This is a genomic window from Sphingomonas tabacisoli, assembly GCF_042678385.1.
GTDB classification, from domain to species: domain Bacteria; phylum Pseudomonadota; class Alphaproteobacteria; order Sphingomonadales; family Sphingomonadaceae; genus Sphingomonas_B; species Sphingomonas_B tabacisoli.
Genome location: NZ_JBHUDY010000001.1, coordinates 2,354,697 through 2,378,353 on the forward strand (window position 1 = coordinate 2,354,697; position 23,657 = coordinate 2,378,353).

Consider the following 23,657-nt stretch of genomic DNA (forward strand, 5'->3'; position numbering starts at 1 on the left):
TCAGGCGACCGCTCCCTTCCCGCCCATCAGCCGAAGGGCCAGCCGCATCGCGCCGGGCACGAAACGGGGGCGGATCAGCCGCGGGTCGTAGGGCTTCAATCGCCGATCACTCTCCGCAAGGCAAATCCGGGCAAGCTCGGGGAAACTCACTTCGACCCCAAGCTCCTTCGAGCCATTGAGCGTGAAGTTGTTCTCCTGCGCCTTGGTGTTGCCGCCCATGCCGCGCGCCATGCTGATCCGCTCGCCGATCAGGAACAGCCACACGATCAGCACCTTCGCCTCGAACAGCGGCCGCCGCCACCACGGCATGTTGCGCCGCCACCACGCCACCCAATTGACGAAGAACAGGATGTGCCGCCCTTCCTCCCGCATCACCGGCTCGAACGTCTCGACCAGCTCCTCGGGAAAGAAACCGGAGTCCTTCGCGATCTTGAACAGCCCGAAGCCGAAGAAACTATCGATACACTCCGAATAGCCGGTGCGCATGAACGCGAACTCGGGATCGCGCGGCCGCTTGTATTCGGGTTCGGGCGCCAGCGCGATGCCATAGGCCTCAACCATGTTGGCGAGCACGATCTTGTGCCGGCTTTCCTCATAGCCGTTCATCTCGATTGCGGCCCGCAACAGCCGGTTTTCGACCTCCGCGGCATAGGTCTTCACGTTCATCCCCGCCCGCCCTTCGGTGGCGACGGCGATGTCCCAGATCGGCAGCGACACGATCTTATTGCGCGTCGCGTCGTCCAGTTTGGGCCAGTCGATGACGGCGGGCCGATAGGGATCGTGGGTGTCGAGCATCGTGCGGCACATCAGCGCCAGATGTTCAGGACTGCCTCGCGCGATACGCCCCTGCTCCGGCGCCCGCTCGCCTGTGTCGAAGCTTTTCCAGCTCGGGACTAGATCCATCGCGTCAGTCCTGCACGCACTCCAGGAATCGCACCGGTTCGAGCCCGCGTTCTACCATAATCTGCCGCACCTGTGGATCGGTCAGCGCCGCCAGTTCGCCCGCATAATCATATCCATCCGCCGAGCCGGGATAAGGCCCCGTCGCCGGGTGCATGTAGATTTCGCTGAGGCCCGGCGGCAGCGTCTCGATCAGCGCCCGCAGCCGCTCCACGCCGAACTGCCCCGACCAAGCGATGCCGAACACCTGATCGGGCGCAACCATCCCCGCCAGTCGGATTCTACGTCGCATCAACTTCGCCCAAGGCGCGGCAGGATCAAAACCTTGCCCACCCTCGATCCGGCGAAGCACCGCCCTTGGCTCAACCGGCGCCCGCATTGCCCGCACGCCATAACGCTTACCGACCGCGAGCACGGTCGCGGCGATCGTCGGGTGCAGGTGAAAATGCTTGTGCGCATTGACATGGTCGAGCGGCAGACCGGTCGCGGTGAAGGCGGCGAACTGCGCCTCCACCTCTTCGCGCAACTGCCGGCGCGCCCGGGGATCGGCGAAGATCGCGATGCCGGCGCGGACCATGTCGGTGCGGAATCGTCCGTCGCTCCCGACCAGCTGCGACACCCGCTCCGGCGGCAGCGCGGGTCGGCCTTCCACCAGCACAAGATGCAGCCCCACGCCCAGCCGCGGCAGCCGCTTCGCACGCTGGACGGCATCGGCAACGGCGTCGCCCGTCACCATCAGGCTGGCAGCGCTCAGGATACCGTCGACATGCGCCCGCTCGACCGCTTCGTTGACTTCGCGCGCGGCGCCGAAATCGTCCGCGGTGACGATCAGGCGCGTGGTCAGGCCGCTTCCTTCCGGCGGCGGAGGAAGTCGAAGAACTCGACGCCTTCGCGCAGGCGGCGCTTCATCATGTCGAAGTCGCGCACCATCTCGCCGACGATCGCGCCGATCTTGCGCGGGCGGAAGTAGAAACGTTTGTAGAACTCCTCGACCTTGTCGAAGATCACGCTCGCCGGCAGGTGCGGATAGCTGAGCTGCGCGATCTGATTGCCGCCGTCGGTCAGCAGATGGTCGCTGCCGTCGAACCAGTTGTTCTCCACCGCCTGCTTGTAGAGGAACGTGCCCGGATAGGGCGCTGCCAGCGACACTTGGATCGTGTGCGGGTTGAGCTCGATCGCGTAGCGGATCGTCTCCTCGATCGTCTCCAGCGTCTCGCCCGGCAGCCCGAGGATGAATGTGCCGTGGATCGTCAGCCCCAGCGCATGCGCATCCTTGGTAAACTGGCGCGCGACGTCGGTGCGCAGGCCCTTCTTGATGTTGTGCAGGATTTTCTGGTTGCCGCTTTCATAGCCGACCAGCAGCACCCGGCAGCCCCCTGCCTTCATCGCCTTGAGCACCGGCTGCGGCACGTTCGCCTTGGCATTGCAGCCCCAGGTGACGGGGAAGCCGGGCTTGCCGAAGCCGAGCTTCGCCAGCTCGCCCGAAAGCTCGACGACGAAGTCGTGCGCATCGGCCAGCGTGTCGTCGTCGAAGAAAATCTCCTTCACCTCGGGCATTTCTCTGAGGATGTATTGCACTTCCTCGATGACCTTGGGGACGGTGCGGTGGCGATAGCGGTGCCCGCTGATCGTCTGCGGCCACAGGCAGAAGGTGCAGCGGCTCTTGCAGCCGCGCCCGGTGTAGAAGCTCACATAGGGGTGGCGCTGATAGCCGCCATAATATTTGGAAAGATCGAGGTCGCGCCGGTAGATCGGCGAGACCATCGGCAGCACGTCCATGTCCTCGATCTGGGCGCGGTCCTTGTTGCGCACGATCGAGCCGTCGGGCGCGCGCCAGGTGATACCGTCGATCTCGGCAAACGGCCGCCCCTCGGCCAGCTCCACGCAGGTAAAGTCATATTCCTCTCTGGCGACGAAATCGAGCGCATCGGTGGCCCTCAGGCTCTTCTCGTCCTCGATCATCACTTTCGCGCCGACCATGCCGACCAGCGCAGCCGGGTTGCGCGCCTTGATCAGCTCGGCCGTCCGCACGTCCTGATTGAAGCTGGGCGTGGAGGTGTGGAGGATGATCAGCTCCTTGTCGTCGATCTCGTGCGCGATATCGTCCCAGCTCTGGTCGTGCGCCGGCGCGTCGATCAGCCGCGATCCCTCGATCATTGCCGCGGGCTGCGCCAGCCAGGTCGGGTACCAGAAGGACCGCACTTCGCGCTTCATCTGGTAGCGCGCGCCGGCGCCCCCGTCATACCCATCGAACGAAGGCCCTTGCAGGAACAGCGTACGCTTCATCGCGGAGTCTCCGACGCGGCCCGGATCCGGCCGCCTTGTGCCATTCTAAGCCGTGCGCCGCGCCAATCAACCGAGCGCGCAAAGAAGCTGGCAACGAACACGGCAAAGCTGAGGACGTCACGCACCGGCAACCACCACAGCGGCATCGTGCGGGCGCCGCTCACGCGGTCGACGACGAGCGCCACGGCCAGCCGGGCCGCAAGTGCCGCCGCAACGACGCTCCACCCCTGGCTTGCCAGCATTGCGCCGAGCAGTGCGAGCGCGAACGGGAAGCCGATCACCGACGCGGCATAGGCTCCGGGCGTGATGCCCTTCACCGTCGCCGCCCAGCGCAGCTCATGCCGCCACAGCGCGCCCAAGCTTGCTTCGTCGCAAGCGTGGACCACCAGCATCGGCGGCACGGCGACCTTCAGCCCGAGCCCCTCCACTGCCCGCCCGATCGCATGATCGTCGGCGAGCACGTCGGCAAAGGCTTTGAACCCGCCGATCCGCTCCAGCGTCTCGCGCCGGAGCGCGATCGTCGAGCCCATGCACGGCGTCGCGACCCCGAAGGCGACGGCGAACACCGCGCCGGGCAGGAATTGATAGCTCGGCCAACCCGCCGCCAACCGCGACCAGAAGCCGGCATCGCCTCGCCCGTAATAGAGGCAAGAGACCGCGCCGACGCCCGGCTGCGCCAATGCCTCGACCAGCCTCGCGAGATAGTCGGGACCGACGACGATATCGCTGTCGCTCAACACCACGATGGGCGCCAGCGGCCCGCTCCGCGCCATGTTGATCAGGTTCGAAACCTTGGCGTTCGCGCCATGCTGCGTAGGATCGACCACCAGCCGCGCACCTTCGACCGCCGCAATCGCCGGGTCGTCCGCAGAGGCGACGCCGCAGACCATCTCGACCGGCCCGTCATAATCCTGCGCCCGAAAGCTCGCGAGATTCTCGCGCAGCCGCGGCTCGGCCCCGTGCAGCGGCTTCAGGATCGTCACCGCTTCCGTATGCCGCCCCACCGACGTGGTTCGCGCAAAGAAGCGCCACACCACCACCGCCGCGGCCAGGCTGTACAGCGTACCCATGCTCGCCAGCGCCAGCAGCGCCCAGCCGAGCCAAAAGGAAATTCCGGCCAGCGCTTGCCCCATCGCCGCTCCCTAGCCAATGTCTGCGCCCAAGTCATGGCGGCGGATCTTGTTCTCGTGACCGGCGTGTCCGGCTTCGTCGGCGCGGCGGTCGCAAGGACGCTCGCGGCCGAAGGTTTCGCCGTGCGCGGCCTCGTCCGCGCCGCGAGCCCCCGCGCTAATCTCGCCGACTTTCCAGGCGACCTCGCCGAAGGCGACGCGCGCGACGAAGCAGCGGTCGCACAGGCGGCCGCCGGCGCCCGCTACCTGTTCCACGTCGCCGCCGACTATCGCATCTGGGCGCCAGACCCGGACGAGATCGCCCGCAACAATGTCGCGATGACCGGCGCCGTCATGAACGCCGCGCTCGCCACCGGCGTCGAGCGCGTCGTCTATACGAGCAGCGTCGCCACGCTGAAGCCTGATACCGCCGGCCCCGCCGACGAAACCCGCGGCGCCGAGCCGGACGAAGCGGTCGGCGTCTATAAGAGATCCAAGGTCCTCGCCGAGCGGCTGGTCGAGCGCATGGTCGCGGAGCGCGGCCTGCCTGCCGTCATCGTCAACCCCTCGACTCCGATCGGCCCGCGCGATGTGAAGCCGACACCCACCGGCCGTATCATCGTCGAGGCTGCGAGCGGGCGGATGCCCGCCTATGTCGAAAGCGGGTTGAACCTCGTCCATGTCGACGACGTCGCCGCCGGGCATCTGCTGGCGCTGCGCAAGGGCGGGATCGGCGAGCGTTACATCCTCGGCGGTCAGGACGTGCCGCTGGGCCAAATACTCGGCGAGATCGCCCGCCAAACCGACGGCCGGCCTCCGCTCACCCGCCTCCCGCGCGCACCGCTTTTCCCGCTCGCCTGGGCGAACGAACAGCTCGCCCGCCTCAGCGGCCGCGAGCCGTTCCTGACCATCGACAGCCTCCGCATGGCCGCGCACCACATGTATTTCAGCTCGGGGAAAGCGGAGCGCGAGCTGGGCTACACGGCGCGGCCCTGGCCGGAAGCGATTGCCGACGCCCTCGCCTGGTTCCGCTCGGCAGGCATGATCGGATGATCTGGCTCGCCGGCGCATCGGCCGCGATCTGGCTCTACCTGCTTCTCTTTCACCACGGCTTCTGGCTGGCCCGCGAACGCGACGACCAAAACCTCCCAGCCGCGCCTTCGGTGTGGCCCGAGGTGGTCGCGATCGTCCCCGCCCGCAACGAAGCCGACGTCATCGCCCGCTCGATCGGCAGCCTGCTCGCCCAGGATTATCCGGGCCCCTTCCGCGTCATCCTCGTCGACGATTCCAGCGAGGACGGGACGGCACAGATCGCTTCCGCACTAAACTCCGTTCGGGCTGAGCCTGTCGAAGCCCTCCCTTCTTCCCTCGCGGAATCGAAAGAAGTAAAGAAGGGCCTTCGAGAGGCTCAGGCCGAACGGAGTGTTGGTCACGCATCGTTCGAAATCCTCGCCGCCCCGCCCCTTCCTGCCGACTGGACGGGCAAGCTCTGGGCCGTCTCGCAAGGCGTTGCTGCCGCAGGCGCACCCAGCTATCTCTGGCTGACCGACGCGGACATCGCGCACGCCCCCGACACGCTCCGCAGCCTCGTCGCCCGCGCCGAAGCCGGCCAACTCCACCTCGTATCGCTGATGGCGAAGCTCCACTGCCGCACGCTCCCCGAGCGCGCGCTGGTCCCCGCCTTCGTGTTCTTCTTCCAGATGCTCTATCCTTTCGCCCAGGCGAACGGCGCCAAAGGCCCGGGCGCCGCCGCGGGCGGCTGCATGCTGGTTCGCCGCGATGCGCTGGAGCAAGCCGGCGGCATCGCCGCGATCCGCGGCGCGCTGATCGACGACTGCACGCTCGGTGCACTCATCAAGCGCGGAGGCCCGATCTGGCTCGGCCTCACCAAACGTTCGCGGAGCATCCGCCCCTATCGCAGCTTCGGCGCGATCGCCCGCATGATCGCGCGATCGGCCTATGCGCAGCTCCGCTACTCGCCGCTGCTGCTGCTTGGCACGCTCGCCGGACTGGCCCTCGTCTATGCCGTCCCGCCCGCGCTTGCCCTGTTCGGCCACGGCACAGCGCAAGTGCTCGGCCTCGCCACCTGGGCCATGATAGCGCTCGCTTTCCAGCCGATGCTGCGCTTTTACCGCGTCTCGCGGCTCTGGGGTCTCGCGCTCCCCGCGATTGCCGCTTTTTACGCCGCCTGCACCTTGCTATCCGCGCTCGACCATAAGCGGGGACGCGGCGGCATGTGGAAGGGACGGGCCCAAGCGGGCCGGTGATGGAAGTCGCTGCCGATCTCGCATCCGGCAAGGGCCATCGGGACGAGAATTTCCCGGTCGCGTCCTGGCTGCTGAAGCGCGAGCATCGCGCGCCGATCCTAACCTTCTACCGCTTCGCCCGGGCCGCCGACGACATTGCCGATCACCCGACCGCCTCGCCCGAAGAAAAGCTCCATTTGCTCGGCGCGATGCGCCGCGGCCTCGATGGCGCCAGCGGCGGCGCAGCCGAAGCGCTGGCGCTGCGCGAGGCCCTAGAGGAGCCGGGCATCCCCCTGATTCACGCGCAGGAATTGCTTGACGCGTTCGAGCAGGACGTGACCGTCACCCGCTATCCCGACTGGTCGGCGCTGATGGCCTATTGCCGCAAATCGGCAATGCCGGTCGGCCGCTTCGTGCTCGACGTTCACGGCGAAGATCGCGCGACCTGGCCGCTCTCCGACGCGCTCTGCGCCGCGCTGCAGATCATCAATCACTTGCAGGACTGCGCGAAAGACTATCGCGAACTCGACCGCGTCTATCTGCCGCTGGAGACGCTGGTCGCCGAGGGAGCAGCGATCGAGGAGCTTGCCGCCCCCGCCGCCTCGCCCGGCCTCCGGCGCGCCATAACGGGCCTTGCCCGGCAGACACTGGACTTGCTCGCCGAAAGCCGCCCCTTCGCAAGGCACATCCGCAGCCGCCGCCTCGCGCTGGAAGTCGCCGTCATCCAGCGCCTTGCCGAAGACCTCGCCCAACGCCTGACCAGGTGCGACCCGCTCAGCGAGCCGGTGCATCACGGCAAGCTTGGCGCCGGCTGGGTCGCGCTGCGCGCCATGCTCGCTCACACCATCCGATGAGCGCGTCACCGACCTCACTCAGCGCGGGCCTGCGCCGCTCGTCCTTCTACGCGGGCATGAAGATGCTGCCGCGTGCCGAGCGCGAGGCGATGTTCGCGATTTACGGCTTCTGCCGGGCAGTCGACGACATCGCCGACGACGTCCACCGCCCCCGCCCCGACCGCGCCGCCGAGCTCGAGGCATGGCGGCATGACGTCGCCGCGCTCTACAATGGTGGCGACCCCGGCCAGGCGGCCGAACTTGCCGACCCTGTCGCGCGCTTCGGCTTGCGCCACGAAGACCTGCTCGCGGTGATCGACGGCATGGCAATGGACGTGGCCGGCGATATCCGCTGGCCGCCGATGTCGGAGCTGGAGCTATATTGCGACCGCGTCGCCTGCGCCGTCGGTCGCCTGTCGGTGCGCGTGTTCGGCATGGAGGAAGAGCTCGGCGTCGCCCTGGCCCATCATCTCGGCCATGCGCTGCAGCTCACGAACATTCTGCGCGACATCGACGAGGATGCGGCGATCGGACGCGTCTATCTGCCGCACGACGCCCTGATCGCGGCTGGCGTGCCGATCAGCGTTCCCGAGGCCGTGGTGACCGACCCGCGCATCGACGCTGCCTGCCGCATCGTCGCGGCGAAGGCCCGCGATCATCACCGCGCCGCAGCAGCCCTGCTGGCGTCGAGGCCGAAAGGCCATCTGATCGCCCCGCGCCTGATGTCGGCGGCCTATGCGCCGCTGCTCGACCGGATGGAGCGCACCGGCTGGGCGCCACCGCGCACCCGGCTCAGCACCAATAAGGTCGCGCTGCTGTTCACCGCGCTCAGGCTCTGGCTGACCCGGTGAGCTTCACGCGCGCGACCGTGATCGGCGCCGGCCTCGCCGGCCTGTCGGCGGCGGTCGCGCTGCGCCGGGCGGGCCTCAGCGTGCGGGTGATGGACGCCGCGGCGCAGGCTGGCGGCCGCTGCCGCTCCTATCGCGACCCGCAGCTCGGCCTTGTCATCGACAACGGCAACCACCTGGTGCTCTCGGGGAACCTGGCGGTCGCGCGCTTCCGAGAGAGGGTCGGCGCCACAACCCCACTCGCCGGGCCGGAAACCGCAGACTTCGCCTTCCGAGATCTGACCAACGGCGAACACTGGACGGTCCGCATCAACGACGGCGTCGTTCCGTGGTGGATCCTCAGCGCCGACCGCCGCGTGCCCGGCACGACCGTCACCAATTATCTCCCGGTCGCCCGGCTGATGCGCGGCCGCGAAGGGCGCATCGACGAAATGCTCGCGCCTTCGGGCCCGGTCTGGGAGCGGCTGCTCGCCCCGGTGCTGCTCGCCGCGCTCAACACCCAGCCGGGGGAAGCCTCAGCCGCGCTTGCCGGCGCCGTGCTGCGCGAGACGCTGGCGAAGGGCGGCCGCGCGATGCGTCCGCGCATCGCCGAACCGAGCCTAGCCTCCTGCTTCATCGATCCCGCGCTCGCCTGGCTCGAACGCGAAGGCGCGCCGGTCCAGCTCGGCCGCCGGCTGCAAGCAATCGAGCTGACCGATGACCGCATCACATCGCTGAACTGGCCGGGCGAAAACGAGGCCGTCGCTGACGACGAGCTGATCGTGCTCGCCGTCCCCGCCTGGATTGCCGCCGACTTGCTGCCCAGCCTCACCGTCCCCACCGAACATCGCGCCATCGTCAACGGCCATTTCGCCTTTCCGGCTCCGGGCAACGCCCCGAAAATGCTGGGCCTGATTGGCGGCACGGCGGAATGGCTGTTCGCTTTCCCCGATCGCCTCTCCATCACCGTCAGCGCCGCCGAGGCGATCGTCGACATGGACCGCGAACAGCTCGCCGGTATTTTCTGGGCCGATATCTGTCGCGCGCTCGGCATCGACGCGCCGATGCCCGCCTGGCAGATCGTCAAGGAAAAGCGCGCCACCTTCGCCGCCACGCCCGAGCAGAACGCCCGCCGCCCCGGCGCGCGGACCCGCTGGCGCAACCTCGTCCTCGCCGGCGACTGGACGGCAACCGGGCTTCCCGCCACCATCGAAGGCGCACTCCGCTCCGGCGAGACCGCCGCAGCTGTGGCGCTCGCCAACGCCCGAAGCTAGAAGGAACAAGATGCTGAGCACCGCCGCGCTTCTCGATCCCGGCCTTTCGCTCGGCGCGGTCGACGCGGCGGTCGAGCGCGCTGCCGAAGCTCTCGCCGCCGCGCAGAAACCCGACGGTCATTGGGTGTTCGAGCTGGAGGCGGACGCCACCATCCCCGCCGAATATGTCCTGCTCCGCCACTATCTCGGCGAGCCGGTCGATGCGGCGCTGGAAGCGAAGATCGGCCGCTATCTACGCCGCATCCAGGCCGATCATGGCGGCTGGCCGCTGTTCCACGCCGGCGCCTTCGACATCTCGGCGAGCGTGAAGGCCTATTTCGCGCTGAAGATGATCGGCGACGATCCCGACGCCCCGCACATGGTTCGCGCCCGCGCCGCTATCCACGCGGCGGGCGGCGCGGCGGCGGTCAACGTCTTCACCCGCATCCAGCTCGCCTTGTTCGGCCAGGCCTCCTGGGATGCCATCCCGACCATGCCCGTCGAGCTGATCCTGCTGCCGCGCTGGTTCCCGATCCATCTGTCGAAGATGTCCTATTGGGCACGCACCGTCATCGTGCCGCTCCTCGTCATCGGCGCCAAACGCCCTCACGCCCGCAATCCCAAGGGCGTCACTGTCGAAGAGCTCTACACCGCCCGCCGCGCCCCGCTCAAAAGCCAGGCGGCCGGCGCAAAGCGCGGCTGGCAGCTCTTCTTCAACGGCCTCGACCGCGCGCTGAAGGCCGCCGAACCGCTCTGGCCGCAGGCCTCGCGCGACAAGGCGATCCGCACCTGCGTCGATTTCACCGTCGAGCGGCTGAACGGCGAAGACGGGCTCGGCGCGATCTACCCGGCGATGGCGAACAGCGTGATGATGTTCGATTGCCTCGGCTATCCCGAGGACCACCCGCATCGAGCCACCGCCCGCGCTAGCCTCGAAAAGCTGCTCGTGATCGGCGAGGACGAAGCCTATTGCCAACCCTGCGTCTCGCCGGTCTGGGACACCGCCCTTGCCGCCCACGCGATGCTGGAGGCTGCCGGCGAGACGAACGAAACCCGCGCCCGCGCTGCGCTCGACTGGCTGAAGCCGCTGCAGGTGCTCGACGTCGCCGGCGACTGGGCGGCGGAACGCCCCGGCGTCCGCCCCGGCGGCTGGGCCTTCCAATACGCCAACCCTCATTACCCCGATCTCGACGACACCGCCGTTGTGGTGATGGCGATGGACCGCGCCGGCCACGGCTACCGGCAAGCGATCGCGCGCGGCCGCGAATGGACCGTCGGCCTGCAGTCAAAGGATGGCGGCTGGGGCGCGTTCGACGCCGACAACAACTATCATTACCTGAACAACATTCCCTTCGCCGATCACGGGGCGCTGCTCGATCCGCCGACCAGCGACGTCACTGCCCGCTGCCTGTCGATGCTGGCGCAACTCGGCGATGCCGACCCAACACAAATCGAAGCCGCGATTGGCTTCCTCCGCGCCGAGCAGATGCCGGACGGAAGCTGGTTCGGCCGCTGGGGCGTGAACTATATCTACGGCACCTGGTCGGTGCTGTGCGCGTTGAACGCCGCCGGCCTGCCCCCCGACGACCCGATGATCTCGCGCGCCGCCGATTGGTTGATCGCGATCCAGAACACGGATGGCGGCTGGGGCGAGGATTGCGATAGCTACCGCCTCGATTATTCCGGCTACACGCCCGCGCCGTCGATCGCCTCGCAGACCGGCTGGGCGCTGCTCGCGCTGATGGCGGCCGGCCGTGTCGATGATTCTGCGGTCGAGCGCGGCATCGCCTGGCTGCTCGCCAACCAGCAGTCGGACGGGCTTTGGGGGCAGGAGCATTATACCGGCGGCGGTTTCCCGCGCGTCTTTTACCTACGCTACCACGGCTACCCGAAGTATTTCCCGCTCTGGGCCGTGGCGCGCTACCGCAACCTCAAGCGATCGAACTCGGCGCAAGTCGGCTGGGGCATGTGATCCTCGTCGCGTGCGGGCTGAAGCGCGAGGCGGCGATCATGGGCCGCGCTGGCGTCATTCCCGTCATCGGGGGCGGAGACGCAGCCCGGCTTGAACGCGCGCTTGAGTTTGCCCTGACCAGGCTCACTCAATCGTCAATCCCGAGCGAAGTCGAGGGACGCACCGACTTTGAGCTGGACCGAGCAGCAGTGTGTGCCTCGACTTCGCTCGGCATGGACGAGATTGGTTCGAACCAATCGGAACACATCCTGGACGACAACACTCGGCCATTCCCCACGCTGATCCTGTCGAGCGGGGTCGCCGGCGCTCTCGATTCGTCGCTCAAGCCCGGCGACGTCGTGATCGGCGGCGATCCGGGTGTCGTGGCGAAGCTTCAGGCAGCGCTGCCCGAAGCGAAGGTCGGAAAAGTGATCGGCATCGATCGCATCGCCAGCACCGTCGCCGAGAAGCAGGCGTTGTTCCGAGAAACCGGCGCGCTGGCCGTCGACATGGAAAGCCACGTCGCGGAACGCGTCGCCCGGAAGCACGGCGTGCCTTTCGGCATCCTCCGCGTCATTTCCGACAGCGCCGACGAGACCCTGCCGCCCGCCGCCCTAGTCGGCATGCGGCCCGACGGCGGCGTCGCAATCGGCAAAGTGCTCGTGTCGCTGCTCGGCCAGCCGTCCCAACTGCCCACGCTCATCCGCACCGCCCGCCACGCGGACGTTGCGTTCCGTGCGCTACGCCGCGTTTACGACGTGCTTTGCGGCGGCGGGGTTGGCGGCTTTGATCTTCGCGAGCTCCCGCTCGACATGTGACGAATAGACGTCCTCGGCCGGGCGCTGGTTGCTGAGGTCGATGTCGGGCGCCATGGGTCCCTCGGTGCGGACGCCCTTGCGGCCGACGCTGAACATCTTCAGCGGATGCCGGATCGCATCGGTGGCCGCGGTGCCCTCGAAGCCGCAATGCACCATGCAGTCGGCGCATTTCTCATACTTGCCGACGCCATAGCGGTCCCAGTCCGTGCCCTGCATCAGCTCGTCGAACGTGTCGGCATAGCCTTCGCCGAGCAGGTAGCACGGCTTCTGCCAGCCGAAGACGGTGCGCAGCGGCATGGACCAGGGCGTGCATTCATAGGTCTGGTTGCCGGCCAGAAAGTCGAGGAACAAAGGTGAGTTGGTGAAATCCCACGCCTTGCCGCCATCGCCGCGCCGGAACACGTCGCGGAAGAAGGCGCGAGTGCGCTGGCGGTTGAAGAAATGCTCCTGGTCCGCGGCGCGCTCATAGGCATAGCCCGGCGAGATCGTGATCTCGACGCCCAGCCTCTTCATTTCGTCGAAAAAGCCCGCCAGCCGCTCGGGGTCCGCGCCGTCGAACACGGTGCAATTGACTTGCACGCGGAAGCCCCGCGCCTTGGCCAGCACGATAGCCTCGACCGCGACTTCATAGGTCCCGGCCAGATCGACGGCATGGTCGTGCATGCCCTTGTCGCCATCCAGGTGGATCGACCAGGTGAAATAGGGCGACGGCGCATAGTCGTCGATTTTCTTCTTCAGAAGCAGCGCGTTGGTGCAGAGGATCACGAATTTCTTTTTAGCGATATAACCGCGCACGATCTCCGGCATTTCCCGGTGCAGCAGCGGCTCGCCGCCCGCGATCGACACCGCCGGCGCGCCGCATTCGTCGATCGCGTCCATGCACTGCTGATAGCTCAGCCGCTGGTTCAGGATCGGATCGGGATAGTCGATCTTGCCGCAGCCCGGGCAGGCGAGATTGCAGCGCAGCAGCGGCTCCAGCATCAGCACCAGCGGATAGCGCCCGCCCTTCAGATGCTGGCGGATAGTATAGGCGGCGATACGGGCAGTGACGGCAAGCGGCAGCGACATGGGCAATCCTATTCGGCGGCGGCGGCCGTGGGCGCTATCGGCCCCCGCAGCTTGCCGGGCAAGCTGAAAGCGACATGCTCGTCGATGCCGTCGAGCTGCGACACGCGAACGGTGCGAAAGCGCGCGACGGCGTCGATCACGCTTTGCACCAGCAGATCGGGCGCCGATGCGCCGGCAGTCAGGCCGACGCGCGCGACGCCTTCGAACCAGCTTTGCTCGACGCCGTCGCCGTCGTCGATCTGGTAGCTGGGGATGCCCAGCTCCGTTCCGATCTCGCGCAGGCGGCTGGAGTTGGAACTGTTCTTGGCCCCTACGACGATCAGCATGTCGCTGACCCGGCACAGGTCGCGCACCGCGGTCTGGCGGTTCTGCGTCGCGTAGCAGATGTCGGCGACGTCGGGTCCCACCACATCGGTGAAACGCTGATGAATGGCGGCGATCACATCGCGCGTGTCGTCGACGCTGAGCGTCGTCTGCGTGACATAGGCAACGGGCGCATCCTCCGCGATCGGCAGCGCCGCCACGCCCTCGGCGGTCGAGACGATGTGCACCGGCGCGTCGATCTGGCCGACGGTGCCGATCACTTCGACATGACCTTCATGGCCGATCAGGATGACCGCGCGCCCCGCCTTGGCATAGCGCCGGCCCTGGGAATGGACCTTGGTGACGAGCGGACAGGTCGCGTCCAGCACCGGCAAGCCCCGCTCGCGCGCTTCCGCCTGCACGCTCTTCGCGACGCCATGCGCACTGAACACGGTGAGCGCGCCAGGCGGCACTTCGGACAGCTCGTCGACGAACACCGCGCCCTTGTCGCGCAGGCTGTTCACGACGTGCCGGTTATGGACGATTTCGTGCCGGACATAGACGGGATCGCCGTCATTCTGTTCGAGCGCGCGTTCGACGATCTCGATCGCGCGGACCACGCCGGCGCAAAAGCCGCGCGGCTTGGCGAGAATCACCTCGAGCGTCGGCTCGTCCGGAACCGGATTCGAAAGCTTCTGCACTTGACCTCGCCCCCTCGCACTTGCCGGAACGCGACGCTACTGCCCCGCTTCTAGCCGCGGATATGCGGCGGAAAAAGGACATTGTTGCACTGTGACGACGTGTGGACCCGTCAACCTCATGTCCCTATGGTCCGCGACGCTTTCAGCAAGCGAGGTTACATGCGGTCATTAGCGTTCGTTCCCGCCGCCCTGGCGTTGGCGCTTCCAGCTCAGGCCCTGATGGCCCAGGCCGGCGATCCGGCGCGCGCGACCGTGCAGAACCTTTGCGACGGCCTGATCGCCACGATGAAGGCCGGCAAACGCGCCGGCGCGCGTGGACGTGCGGCGGTGATCGGCCCGGTGGTCGACCGCAGCTTCGATCTGCCGCTGATGGCGCGGCTTTCGGTCGGTCCGAGCTGGACCGGCCTTGCGCCAGCCGACCAGCAGGCCGTGACCACTGCCTTTCGCCGCATGACGATCGCGCAATACGCCAAGAATTTCGACGAATTCTCCGGGCAAAGCTTCACCATCGCGCCGCAAGTCGAGGCGCGCGGCACCGACAGACTGGTCCGCACCACGCTTGTCAGCAAGAGTGAAGCGCCGGTCGCGATCGCCTATCGCCTGCGCCAGAGCGGCGGCAACTGGCGCATCGTCGACGTCTTCTACAAGAATGCGGTCAGCCAGATCGCGACGCGCCGCTCCGATTTCGCGCACACGCTGCAGACCGGCGGCGCGAAGGCGCTGGTGGCGCGTCTGAACCAGCTTGCGGCTGAGGCTGGCGGGTGAGCGCAGCGCTCGCTCTGGCGCTGGCGCTCCAGTCTACCGCGCCGGTTCCCGAGACAGCCCCCATCACCGTCCAACATGCGCCGGGCGATCCGCTGGAGAAGTTCAACAGGCGGATGTTCCGCTCTTTCCAGGGCTTCGACCGCACCGTGATGCGCCCCGTCGCGATGGGCTACAAGCACGGCGTGCCGAAACCGGTTCGCTCAGGGCTACGCAACGCGCTCAGCAATCTCGGCGAGCCGATCGTCTTCCTGAACTATCTGCTGCAGTTAAAGCCGGGGAAGGCGGTCGAGACCGCGACCCGGTTCCTGATCAACTCGACGCTCGGCTTTGGCGGGCTGGTCGACATGGCGAAGACGCCCGGCGTCAACCTGCCGCACCGCCCCAACGGCTTCGGCGACACGCTCGGCTTTTACGGCGTGAAGCCCGGCCCCTATCTCTTCCTGCCTGTGATCGGCCCGACGACCTTACGCGACCTGGTCGGCGCCCAGGCGGACGGGGTAGTCCTCCCGGTTGCGGTCGGCAATCCGTTCAAACGCCCGGAATATATCGTCGGCAGTACGGTCGTCTCAAGCATCGACAAGCGCGCCGAATCCGATGACGAGCTCAAGGCGCTGCTCGACCAGGCAGTCGATCCCTATGCCAGCCTCCGCTCCGCCTATCTCCAGGATCGCGAGGCGGAAATCCGCCAGTTGAAGGGCAAGAAGGTCGAGGCCACGCCGGGCACCGAACTCGACGAACCATTGGAAGACCCCGCAAAAGGCGCAACACCTTCGCCCGAGTTGGAAGACCCGCTCACCGATCCCGCGGCTTCTCCCCCGAAGGAATAGGACCGAGCAGCGCCGGCTCGAAGATCAGCGCGCACACCAACGTCCATATCAACGAGATCATCAAGATCTTGCCCATGCTCGCCGTCCCCGGATGCGCAGAGAGCCACAGGCTGCCGAACGCACTGCCCGTCGCGAACGCGCTGAACAGCACCGCCCGCGCCAGGCTCGATTGCAGCAGGTCGCGCGCCCCGGCCCGCCACGCCATGACGAAATAGATGTGAAAAGCGACGCCGACGCCGAGCAGCAGCGGGAAAGCGATGATATTGGCGAAGTTAAGCGGCTGGCCGATGACGACGCAGCTCGCTAGCGTCAGGAAGATCGAGAGCACGACCGGCGCCAGCGTGAATGCGACCTCGCGGACGTCGCGCAGCACCGCGAACAGCAACAGGCTGACCAGCACCAGCGCGATCACCCCGGCCTGCACGAACGCATGCGCGACGGTCGAGGCCGCGGCCTGGGTCGCCACCGGAAGGCCCGAGATCGCGGGCGTCACCTTCTCCACTGCAGCCCGGAAGCGTTCCAGCACGCGATTGTCGTTCGCATTGCCGCTGGGGAAAACCTGGATACGCGAGAGGCCGTTCGGCGCGATATAGTCGCGTAGCAGCTCGGGCGGCAGCGTATCGCGAGAAACGGGCTCGGCCTGAAGCGAGGCGCGGACGCCGTCGAGCATGACGGCGAGCGGCACGGCAAGCGCCGCGTTGGCCTCCGCGCGCTGCCGCGGCGTGCCACGCGCAAGGCGATCGAATGTGTCGGCCAGCTTCTTCGCCGCTGCGTCCTGTCCGGCGCTCGTGCGCAGCTTCGCAGCCGTCGTCTGCAGCGCGGCGACCATCTCCGCATCGGTAGGCGGCGGTGCGACGTCGAGCGGATTGAGCGTCAGATCGAGAACCGTCTGCGCGTCGGAAATCAATGCGAGCTTCGCTGGCTGATCGGGGGGGACGAAGCTGTTCGCCGTCACCACCTCGCGCACTTCCCGAAGCCGCCTGAGCCTTTCGGCAAGCCGTGCCGCCTCTCCCGGATGGCGCGCCAGCACGTCGATGGTGTTCGGCGTCCGCAGCGGATCGCGGGTCAGGTCGGCAAGCGCGCGCATCGAAGGCGCATTGGGGTCGCGCAGATGCAACGGATTGAAGTCGAAGCCGACCCAGGGAAGCAGCGCGATGCTGAGCGCCAAACTTCCGGCAAAGGTCCAAAGCACCGCGCGGCGGCGGCGTTCCAGAAAGCGGTCGACCGGCGCCAGCGCGAAAAAACCGACTTCCGCGCGCGGCCGCGGCGGGCCGAGCAGCATGATCGCGGCAGGCAGCAAGGTGACGCTGAACAGCAGCGCTACGATCATGCCGATGCCGGAAATCACGCCCAGCTCCGCGATGCCGATATAGGCGGTCGGCAGGAACGCGCCGAAACCCAGGAACACGGCGCCCGCCGCAAGCAGCAGCGGCGCGCCCAAGGCGGTCGCCGCCGCTTGCAATGCCTCTGCTACGCCCAGACCTTCCGCCCGCTCGGCCATGAACCGCACGCTGATCTGAATGCCGAAATCGACGCCGAGGCCGACGAACAGGGGGATGAAAGCGACCGAGATCAGGTTCAGCCGCCCGACCGCGGCCAAGCCCAGCGCAGTCGTCACGACCAGACCGGCGACGATCGTCAACACCTGCGCCGCGACCAGCCGGACGGAGCGCGTCGCCAGCCACAAAGTCAGCAGCATCGCCGCCGTCATCAGCATACCGACCGCACCGATATTCTCGTTAAGCGTCGCGAATTCCTCGTCCGCGAGCGGGACTTCGCCGGTCAGCCGCACATCAACGCCGTGCGCCGCATCGAGCCGCTCGGCCCGCGTCGCACCCTGCACGGCATCACGGGCGGCCTCGCCCGGCATCAGCGCGCCGTGGTCGAGGATCGGCTGGGCGAGGATCAGGCGGCGTTTCGGCGGCGTCAATTCACCTTTGCCGCCTACCAACGCGTACCAGGAAAAGGGCACGGGCTTACCGTCCAGCACGCCGCCCAAGGTGCGATCGAGCGTCAGCATGGCAGGATCGATGCGCTTCAGATCGGTTGCACCGCTCTGAACGCCGTCCATCACTGTCGACAGCGCGCTCGCGACGCCGCGGATCGAGGGATCGGCGGCTAGGGGCCCGAGCAGGGGCTGCGCGTCGATCAGCGCCGTCATCGCGGCCTGCACATCGCCACTCGAAGCGAACAACAGGCCCTCGCGCGCGAAGAAATCGCCGCCGTCAGGCCGCCGCACGAGCCGGAAATGCGCCTTGTCGCCGTCCAGCCGCTCCGCCAGCCTTGCCGCCGCGCTTTCCGCCAGCTCCGGCGTCTGCCCATCGATAACGATCAGCATCGAGTCGCGGAGCTGCGGGAACGCGGCTTCCATCGCCCGCTCCTGCTGCCGCCACGGCACGTCCGGCGAAATCAGCTCCGCCGTATCCGTCGTCATCACGAAATTGCGCGCGGCGAACGCGAGCGCCAGTCCGGCGAGCAGCAGCGCGAGAGCCAGCACCAGCCGCGGCCGGCGCGCGGCGGCACCCACCAACAGCGGCACCGGCGACCGCATCAGCCTAGCGCGCCGCTGTGGCGGGCCCTTTGGCCCCGAGATAGTAACGCATCTTCAGCCGGATCACCTGCCCGTCCTGCCGATGCTCGAACACCGCATCGCGCCACTTGGGCGGGCCGAGCCCGATCGGCGCGTCGCGCGAAAAGCCGATCCCTTCCTTGGGGATACCGAAAAGCGCGCGATCGACCTTGCGATTGTTGTTCTCGTCATGAAAGACCTGCGCCGCATAACGCCCGGGCGGCACATTCAGGACCGTGACGATTGTCGTGCCCGGCCGCGCCGGCGCATCGCCGGACAAGGCACAATCGTCGGACAGGAACTTCGCCTCCAGGCAGAGGTCGACATGCACCCGCCCGCGCGCGTTCCGGACGTTATCGACTTCGACCATCACGGCGGCCGGAGGCGCCGCCGCCACCGCTGCCGCCATCAAACGGCCTCGGCCGGGTGGCGCTCGTCGACACCGGTCGCGTTATGGCGGAGCGCCTTCAGCACCGTTTCAACGATGCCGTCGGCGTCCAGCCCCGCTTCCTTGTACTGCAGCTCGGGCTTGTCATGGTCCTGATAGCGGTCGGGCAGCCGCATCGTGCGCAGCTTCAGCCCGGCGTCGATCAGCCCTTCGTCGCTCGCGAGCGTCAGCACATGCGCGCCAAGCCCGCCGACCGCGCCTTCCTCGATCGTCACCGCGACCTCGTGCGTGGCGAGCAGCTTGCGGATCAGCGCTTCGTCGAGCGGCTTGGCAAAGCGCAAGTCGGCGACGGTGGTCGAAAGCCCCTGCGCTTCCAGCCGGTCGGCGCCCTTCAGTGCCTCTTCCAGCCGCGTGCCGAGCGAAAGGATCGCAACCGTCTTACCCTGGCGGACGATGCGGCCCCTGCCGATCTCGAGCCGCTCGGGCGTTTCGGGCAGCGCGACGCCGACGCCGTTGCCGCGCGGATAGCGGACTGCGATCGGGCCGCTGTCATGCAGCGCCGCTGTGTGCGTCATGTGAACCAGTTCGGCTTCGTCGGCGGCGGCCATCACCACCATGTTCGGCAAGGTCGCGAGATAGGTGATGTCGAAGCTGCCGGCGTGCGTCGCGCCGTCGGCGCCGACCAGCCCGGCGCGGTCGATCGCGAAACGCACCGGCAGGTTCTGCAGCGACACGTCGTGCACCACCTGGTCATAGGCGCGCTGCAGGAAGGTCGAGTAGATCGCCGCGAACGGTCGCATGCCTTGAGCTGCCAAGCCGGCCGCGAAGGTCACGCCATGCTGCTCGGCAATGCCCACATCGAAAAAGCGTTCGGGGAATTTCTCGGCGAATTTGCTGAGGCCCGTGCCCGAAGGCATCGCCGCCGTGATCGCGCAGATCGTCGGATCGCGCTCGGCTTCCTTGACCAACTGAGCGCCGAACACGTTCTGGTACTGCGGCGGGCCGGCCGGCGCCTTGGCCTGCTCGCCCGAGACCACGTCGAACTTCTGGACGCCGTGATATTTGTCCGCCGACGCCTCGGCCGGGCCATAGCCCTTGCCCTTCTTGGTCACGACATGGACCAGGATCGGCCCCTGCTCCGAATCGCGGACATTCTCCAGCACCGGGATCAGGTGCTCGAGATTATGCCCGTCGATCGGGCCGACATAATAGAAGCCCAGTTCCTCGAAGAGCGTGCCGCCAGTCGCAAAGCCCCGCGCATATTCCTCCGCGCGTTCGACCGCGTCGTGGACCCGGCGCGACAGCTTCTTGGTCACTTTCTTCGCGAAGCTGCGCAGGCCCATATATTCGTTGCTGGACACGAGCTTCGCAAGATAGGCGGAGAGGCCACCCACCGGTGGCGCAATCGACATGTCGTTGTCGTTCAGGATCACGACCAGCCGGTTACCGGCCTCGCGGGCATTGTTCATCGCCTCATAGGCCATGCCGGCGGACATCGCGCCGTCGCCGATCACGGCGATCGCCTTGCCCGGCTTGCCCGACAGTTTGTTGGCGATCGCAAAACCAAGCGCGGCCGAAATCGACGTGGACGAATGCGCCGCGCCGAACGGATCATATTCGCTCTCGCTTCGCTTGGTGAAGCCGCTGAGGCCCCCGCCCTGCCGCAAGGTGCGGATGCGATCGCGACGGCCGGTGATGATCTTGTGCGGATAGGCCTGGTGGCCGACGTCCCAGACGAGCCGGTCATCGGGGGTATTGAACACATAATGCAGCGCGACCGTAAGCTCGACCACGCCAAGCCCGGCGCCCAGATGCCCGCCCGTCACCGACACAGCCGAGATCATCTCGGCGCGCAATTCGTCCGCCACTTGCCGCAGCTGCGCCGAGTCGAGCGTGCGCAAGTCAGCCGGAAAATGAACCGTATCGAGAAGCGGGGTATCCGGTCTGCTCATGCTTGCTCCTCCCGTAGCCTGCCCCATTGGCGCGCAACATAGTCGCACGAATCCCTTTGGGTAACCCCTTGAAGAGCGGACGAGAGCGTTCAGCGCGAAGCGATGCGCTTGGCGAAATGGATTTCGATCGCGCGAGCGACGGCAGTCCCCACCCGGGCACGCCCTTCGTCGGAGGCGAGCAGGCCCCGATCGGCTTCGTTGGTGATGTAACCGGTCTCGAACAGCACCGACGGCACGTCCGGCGCCTTCAGCACCACCAGGGCGGCGGAGCGGTGATAATCCTCGCGGAACGGCAGCACCGGCTGCGCCTCGCGGTGCAGCAGCCGCGTGAAATCGACGGCGCTGTCCAGCGATTCCCGCTGCGCCAGATCGATCAGGATCGACGCGACTTCGCCGGAGCGGCCCGCCATGCTCACGCCGCGAACGATATCGGACTTGTTCTCGCGCTGCGCGAGCGCCGCCGCCTCGGCGTCCGAGGCGACTTCCGACAGAGTATAGAGCGTCGCGCCATGCGCTTCACCGTCCTCGCCGGCGGAGTCGGCATGGATCGACAGGAACAGGGAAGCACCGAGTTCGCGGGCGATCTCATACCGTTCACGAAGCACGAGGAAACGGTCGTCGCCCCGGGTCAATGCAACGCGAACGCGTCCGTCCTTCACCAGCGCGTCGCGCACCGACTGCGCCACCGCGAGCGTCAGATCCTTTTCCTGCTCGCCAGTGGGAGATTTCGCACCCGGATCATGGCCGCCATGCCCGGCGTCGATCACGACCAGCGGCGCGCCTTCGGGCCCGGCGACGGATGGCAGCGGCGGCGCGTCACGGGGTGGATCGAGCGCGATGGTGAGCGAATGGCCCTCGCCCGCGGCGAGGCCCGGCGTCATGACGGCGAGCCCGGCCAGGCCCAGCAGCAGTGCCGCCCCGCCCAGCCCGCGCACGATCGCCTTTTTGCCGACCTTCAACTCAGCCATGCCCCGCAACGGTTTCCCGCGCATTTACCTTATCGTGGTTAAGAAAGCGACTATGGCGGCTCAATCCCGCAGCAGCGCCCAGGTCGGCGCATGGTCGCTGGCCTTGTCGCGGCCGCGATAGCTCTTGTCGACGCCGGCATCGATCAGCCGGTCGGCCGCCGTCGGGCTCAGCAGCAGATGGTCAATGCGAAAGCCCGCATCGCGCTGCCAGCAGCCGGCCTGATAGTCCCAGAAGGTCCACATCGGCGCGACCGGGTGCCGCGTCTTCAGGGCATCGGTCCAGCCCTGGAACAGCAGGCGGCGAAAGGCCTGCCGGCTTTCCGGCTGCATCAGCGCATCGTTCGCCATTGCCCGCACCGAGAAAGTGTCGGCATCGGTCGGGATCACGTTGTAATCGCCCGCCAGCACCACCGGCCGCTCCTCGGCCATCAGCTCGCGCGCATGCGCAGCGAGCCGCTCCATCCAGAGCAATTTATAGTCGAATTTGGGGCCCGGCTGTGGATTGCCATTGGGCAGATAGATCGAGGCGACAACCACGCCGTCGATCTCGGCTTCCAGATAACGGCTGTGCGTATCGTCCGGGTCGCCGGGCAGCCCCCGCATCCGCTCGACCGGATCGGCGCCTTTCGCCAGCACCGCGACGCCGTTGAAGCCCTTCTGGCCATGCCACACCGCGCCATAGCCGGCGGCACGCACTTCGGCTTCGGGAAACGTCTCGTCGGAGGATTTGAGCTCCTGCAGGCAGACCACGTCCGGCTTCTGCTCGTCGAGATATTCGATCAGCCGCGGCAGGCGCGCCTTGATGCCGTTCACATTATAGGTGGTGATGCGCATGCCCCCACCTAGCCGGGCAGGATCAGATCGAGAAGCTCGAACCGCAGCCACAGCCGGAGGCAGCGTTGGGGTTCTCGACCTTGAACGCCGCGCCGCCCAAATTCTCGACGAAATCGACCGCGGCGCCGCGCACCAGATCGAGGCTGATGCTGTCGACGACCAGCTTTACGCCGTCAGTCTCGACCTGCGTGTCGTCGGCCTCCACGCCGTCGGCCAGTCCGAAACGATACTGGAAGCCCGAGCAGCCGCCGCCTTCCACCGACAGCCGCAGGATCGCTGGCTTGCCTTGTTTCGCCGCGATCGTCGCGACGCGCTGGGCCGCGGAGGATGTCAGTTGAATGGCTTCGCTCACGCCTAGCGATGTAGGAAAGAGAAAAGCCGCCGGCAACGGGGCCGGCGGCTCTCCTCTCCGATAGCGGTGAAAATCAGTTGGTGCCGGCGCTGTCGCCGTCCGGGCCACCCTGTGCGAGCGGCGCCGTCATCGCGTTGACGCGCTGCTTCATCGCCACGGCCTGCTCGGCGGTGTCGAGATACGGGATCGGGTTGACCGCCCGGCCGTCCATGCGGACTTCGTAATGCAGGTGGCTGCCGGTCGAACGGCCGGTCGAGCCCATCAGGGCGATCTGGTCGCCGCGCTTCACATGCTGGCCCGCCGAGACGAGAATCTTGGAAAGGTGACCATAGCGGGTCTCGAGACCACGGCCATGCTCCAGCTCGACCAGGTTACCGTAACCACCGGCCCAGCCGGCGCGGCCGACAACGCCATCGGCTGTCGCGTAGATCGGGGTGCCCATCGCGCCGGGGATGTCCACGCCGGCGTGCATCGCGGCGGTGCCGCGGAAGGGGTCCGAGCGGACGCCGTAGAAGCTGCTGAAATTGAGGTTGGCAACCGGCTTCAGCGACGGCACCGACATGCTGCCCTGATCGGCGGCGACGGCCTGGCCGACCTGGTCCATCTTCTTCCAGGACTGGAAGAGCGCCTTGTACTGCGCGTCACCGGTTTCGGCGGAGGCGGCGACCGAGGTGAGGCCCGCAGCGACCGCGAAAGCGGCGCGCATT

At 67.3% G+C, this 23,657-nt stretch carries 22 protein-coding genes; 9 read left to right on the forward strand and 13 right to left on the reverse strand.

Going from position 1 to position 23,657, the window contains the following annotated elements:
- The 4 genes from ACFSCW_RS11890 to hpnI are packed head-to-tail and all read right to left on the reverse strand — an operon-like array spanning position 1 to position 4,319.
- Positions 1 to 903, reverse strand: coding sequence for a ferritin-like domain-containing protein (locus ACFSCW_RS11890; RefSeq protein ID WP_380889434.1), 903 nt, complete (start codon positions 901 to 903; stop codon positions 1 to 3).
- 4 nt (positions 904 to 907) lie between these two features.
- Positions 908 to 1,744, reverse strand: coding sequence for a hopanoid biosynthesis-associated protein HpnK (gene hpnK, locus ACFSCW_RS11895; RefSeq protein ID WP_380890109.1), 837 nt, complete (start codon positions 1,742 to 1,744; stop codon positions 908 to 910).
- Positions 1,741 to 3,186 carry a hopanoid biosynthesis associated radical SAM protein HpnJ gene (hpnJ, locus tag ACFSCW_RS11900; protein WP_380889436.1) on the reverse strand — a complete coding sequence of 482 codons (1,446 nt, stop codon included), beginning with the start codon at positions 3,184 to 3,186 and terminating at the stop codon, positions 1,741 to 1,743. Before hpnJ ends, hpnK begins: the two co-directional genes overlap by 4 nt.
- A complete protein-coding gene (hpnI, locus tag ACFSCW_RS11905) occupies positions 3,183 to 4,319 on the reverse strand; it encodes a bacteriohopanetetrol glucosamine biosynthesis glycosyltransferase HpnI (protein WP_380889438.1) in 1,137 nt (378 codons plus the stop codon). The genes hpnJ and hpnI overlap by 4 nt, the downstream gene beginning before the upstream one ends.
- 33 nt (positions 4,320 to 4,352) lie before the next feature.
- Between hpnI and hpnA the strand changes: the two genes are divergently transcribed.
- Genes hpnA through ACFSCW_RS11940 form a run of 7 tightly spaced genes read left to right on the forward strand, consistent with a single transcriptional unit; the run spans position 4,353 to position 12,223 of the window.
- Positions 4,353 to 5,348, forward strand: a complete 996-nt coding sequence (gene hpnA / locus ACFSCW_RS11910) for a hopanoid-associated sugar epimerase (RefSeq protein WP_380889439.1) — start codon at positions 4,353 to 4,355, stop codon at positions 5,346 to 5,348.
- Positions 5,345 to 6,562 (forward strand): glycosyltransferase, encoded by a 1,218-nt coding sequence (locus ACFSCW_RS11915; RefSeq protein ID WP_380889441.1) that lies wholly within the window; start codon positions 5,345 to 5,347, stop codon positions 6,560 to 6,562. Before hpnA ends, ACFSCW_RS11915 begins: the two co-directional genes overlap by 4 nt.
- On the forward strand, positions 6,562 to 7,395 hold the full coding sequence (gene hpnC / locus ACFSCW_RS11920; RefSeq protein ID WP_380889443.1) for a squalene synthase HpnC: 834 nt from the start codon (positions 6,562 to 6,564) through the stop codon (positions 7,393 to 7,395). The genes ACFSCW_RS11915 and hpnC overlap by 1 nt, the downstream gene beginning before the upstream one ends.
- A complete protein-coding gene (gene hpnD, locus ACFSCW_RS11925; protein ID WP_380889445.1) occupies positions 7,392 to 8,225 on the forward strand; it encodes a presqualene diphosphate synthase HpnD in 834 nt (277 codons plus the stop codon). The genes hpnC and hpnD overlap by 4 nt, the downstream gene beginning before the upstream one ends.
- Positions 8,222 to 9,475, forward strand: a complete 1,254-nt coding sequence (gene hpnE / locus ACFSCW_RS11930; protein WP_380889446.1) for a hydroxysqualene dehydroxylase HpnE — start codon at positions 8,222 to 8,224, stop codon at positions 9,473 to 9,475. Before hpnD ends, hpnE begins: the two co-directional genes overlap by 4 nt.
- A 10-nt stretch (positions 9,476 to 9,485) precedes the next feature.
- Positions 9,486 to 11,426: a squalene--hopene cyclase gene (shc, locus tag ACFSCW_RS11935; protein ID WP_380889448.1), complete on the forward strand. Its 1,941-nt coding sequence runs from the start codon at positions 9,486 to 9,488 to the stop codon at positions 11,424 to 11,426.
- A complete protein-coding gene (locus tag ACFSCW_RS11940; RefSeq protein ID WP_380889450.1) occupies positions 11,423 to 12,223 on the forward strand; it encodes a phosphorylase family protein in 801 nt (266 codons plus the stop codon). The genes shc and ACFSCW_RS11940 overlap by 4 nt, the downstream gene beginning before the upstream one ends.
- Here the strand turns inward: ACFSCW_RS11940 and hpnH are convergent.
- Together hpnH and ispH are read right to left on the reverse strand one after the other, a co-directional pair.
- Positions 12,146 to 13,291, reverse strand: coding sequence for an adenosyl-hopene transferase HpnH (hpnH, locus tag ACFSCW_RS11945; protein ID WP_380889452.1), 1,146 nt, complete (start codon positions 13,289 to 13,291; stop codon positions 12,146 to 12,148). The genes ACFSCW_RS11940 and hpnH overlap by 78 nt on opposite strands.
- A gap of 8 nt (positions 13,292 to 13,299) precedes the next feature.
- Positions 13,300 to 14,295, reverse strand: a complete 996-nt coding sequence (gene ispH / locus ACFSCW_RS11950; RefSeq protein WP_380889454.1) for a 4-hydroxy-3-methylbut-2-enyl diphosphate reductase — start codon at positions 14,293 to 14,295, stop codon at positions 13,300 to 13,302.
- 159 nt (positions 14,296 to 14,454) lie between these two features.
- Between ispH and ACFSCW_RS11955 the strand changes: the two genes are divergently transcribed.
- A complete protein-coding gene (locus tag ACFSCW_RS11955; protein ID WP_380889456.1) occupies positions 14,455 to 15,060 on the forward strand; it encodes an ABC transporter substrate-binding protein in 606 nt (201 codons plus the stop codon).
- Positions 15,057 to 15,887, forward strand: a complete 831-nt coding sequence (locus tag ACFSCW_RS11960; RefSeq protein ID WP_380889459.1) for an MlaA family lipoprotein — start codon at positions 15,057 to 15,059, stop codon at positions 15,885 to 15,887. The genes ACFSCW_RS11955 and ACFSCW_RS11960 overlap by 4 nt, the downstream gene beginning before the upstream one ends.
- On the opposite strand, the gene ACFSCW_RS11965 is transcribed toward ACFSCW_RS11960, so the two are convergent.
- The 7 genes from ACFSCW_RS11965 to ACFSCW_RS11995 all read right to left on the reverse strand — a co-directional run bounded on the left by ACFSCW_RS11965 (position 15,853) and on the right by ACFSCW_RS11995 (position 23,656).
- Positions 15,853 to 18,438 carry an MMPL family transporter gene (locus ACFSCW_RS11965; protein ID WP_380889460.1) on the reverse strand — a complete coding sequence of 862 codons (2,586 nt, stop codon included), beginning with the start codon at positions 18,436 to 18,438 and terminating at the stop codon, positions 15,853 to 15,855. The two genes, ACFSCW_RS11960 and ACFSCW_RS11965, sit on opposite strands and share 35 nt — an antisense overlap.
- A 4-nt stretch (positions 18,439 to 18,442) precedes the next feature.
- Entirely contained in the window at positions 18,443 to 18,865 is a 423-nt protein-coding gene (locus tag ACFSCW_RS11970) for a DUF2141 domain-containing protein (RefSeq protein ID WP_380889463.1), read from the reverse strand.
- A complete protein-coding gene (gene dxs / locus ACFSCW_RS11975) occupies positions 18,865 to 20,796 on the reverse strand; it encodes a 1-deoxy-D-xylulose-5-phosphate synthase (protein WP_380889465.1) in 1,932 nt (643 codons plus the stop codon). The genes ACFSCW_RS11970 and dxs overlap by 1 nt, the downstream gene beginning before the upstream one ends.
- A gap of 89 nt (positions 20,797 to 20,885) precedes the next feature.
- The gene (locus ACFSCW_RS11980) at positions 20,886 to 21,764 is read right to left on the reverse strand and encodes an N-acetylmuramoyl-L-alanine amidase family protein (RefSeq protein WP_380889467.1); all 879 of its coding nucleotides are present in this window, start codon (positions 21,762 to 21,764) and stop codon (positions 20,886 to 20,888) included.
- Positions 21,765 to 21,824: 60 nt separating this feature from the next.
- Entirely contained in the window at positions 21,825 to 22,598 is a 774-nt protein-coding gene (gene xth, locus ACFSCW_RS11985; RefSeq protein WP_380889469.1) for an exodeoxyribonuclease III, read from the reverse strand.
- A gap of 22 nt (positions 22,599 to 22,620) precedes the next feature.
- Positions 22,621 to 22,950 carry an iron-sulfur cluster insertion protein ErpA gene (erpA, locus tag ACFSCW_RS11990; protein WP_380889472.1) on the reverse strand — a complete coding sequence of 110 codons (330 nt, stop codon included), beginning with the start codon at positions 22,948 to 22,950 and terminating at the stop codon, positions 22,621 to 22,623.
- A 73-nt stretch (positions 22,951 to 23,023) separates the two neighbouring features.
- Positions 23,024 to 23,656, reverse strand: coding sequence for a M23 family metallopeptidase (locus tag ACFSCW_RS11995; RefSeq protein WP_380889474.1), 633 nt, complete (start codon positions 23,654 to 23,656; stop codon positions 23,024 to 23,026).
- Between the last annotated feature and the right edge of the window lies 1 nt (position 23,657).

Coding starts and splice junctions, on each gene's coding strand:
- ACFSCW_RS11965 (WP_380889460.1), bottom strand. CDS start 18,438: ATGCGGTCGCCGGTGCCGCTGTTGGTGGGTGCCGCCGCGCGCCGGCCG.
- ACFSCW_RS11955 (WP_380889456.1), top strand. CDS start 14,455: ATGCGGTCATTAGCGTTCGTTCCCGCCGCCCTGGCGTTGGCGCTTCCA.
- hpnH (WP_380889452.1), bottom strand. CDS start 13,291: ATGTCGCTGCCGCTTGCCGTCACTGCCCGTATCGCCGCCTATACTATC.
- dxs (WP_380889465.1), bottom strand. CDS start 20,796: ATGAGCAGACCGGATACCCCGCTTCTCGATACGGTTCATTTTCCGGCT.
- ACFSCW_RS11915 (WP_380889441.1), top strand. CDS start 5,345: ATGATCTGGCTCGCCGGCGCATCGGCCGCGATCTGGCTCTACCTGCTT.
- ACFSCW_RS11995 (WP_380889474.1), bottom strand. CDS start 23,656: ATGCGCGCCGCTTTCGCGGTCGCTGCGGGCCTCACCTCGGTCGCCGCC.
- hpnJ (WP_380889436.1), bottom strand. CDS start 3,186: ATGAAGCGTACGCTGTTCCTGCAAGGGCCTTCGTTCGATGGGTATGAC.
- ACFSCW_RS11970 (WP_380889463.1), bottom strand. CDS start 18,865: ATGGCGGCAGCGGTGGCGGCGGCGCCTCCGGCCGCCGTGATGGTCGAA.
- hpnA (WP_380889439.1), top strand. CDS start 4,353: ATGGCGGCGGATCTTGTTCTCGTGACCGGCGTGTCCGGCTTCGTCGGC.
- shc (WP_380889448.1), top strand. CDS start 9,486: ATGCTGAGCACCGCCGCGCTTCTCGATCCCGGCCTTTCGCTCGGCGCG.
- xth (WP_380889469.1), bottom strand. CDS start 22,598: ATGCGCATCACCACCTATAATGTGAACGGCATCAAGGCGCGCCTGCCG.
- hpnC (WP_380889443.1), top strand. CDS start 6,562: ATGGAAGTCGCTGCCGATCTCGCATCCGGCAAGGGCCATCGGGACGAG.
- hpnI (WP_380889438.1), bottom strand. CDS start 4,319: ATGGGGCAAGCGCTGGCCGGAATTTCCTTTTGGCTCGGCTGGGCGCTG.
- hpnD (WP_380889445.1), top strand. CDS start 7,392: ATGAGCGCGTCACCGACCTCACTCAGCGCGGGCCTGCGCCGCTCGTCC.
- ACFSCW_RS11980 (WP_380889467.1), bottom strand. CDS start 21,764: ATGGCTGAGTTGAAGGTCGGCAAAAAGGCGATCGTGCGCGGGCTGGGC.
- ACFSCW_RS11890 (WP_380889434.1), bottom strand. CDS start 903: ATGGATCTAGTCCCGAGCTGGAAAAGCTTCGACACAGGCGAGCGGGCG.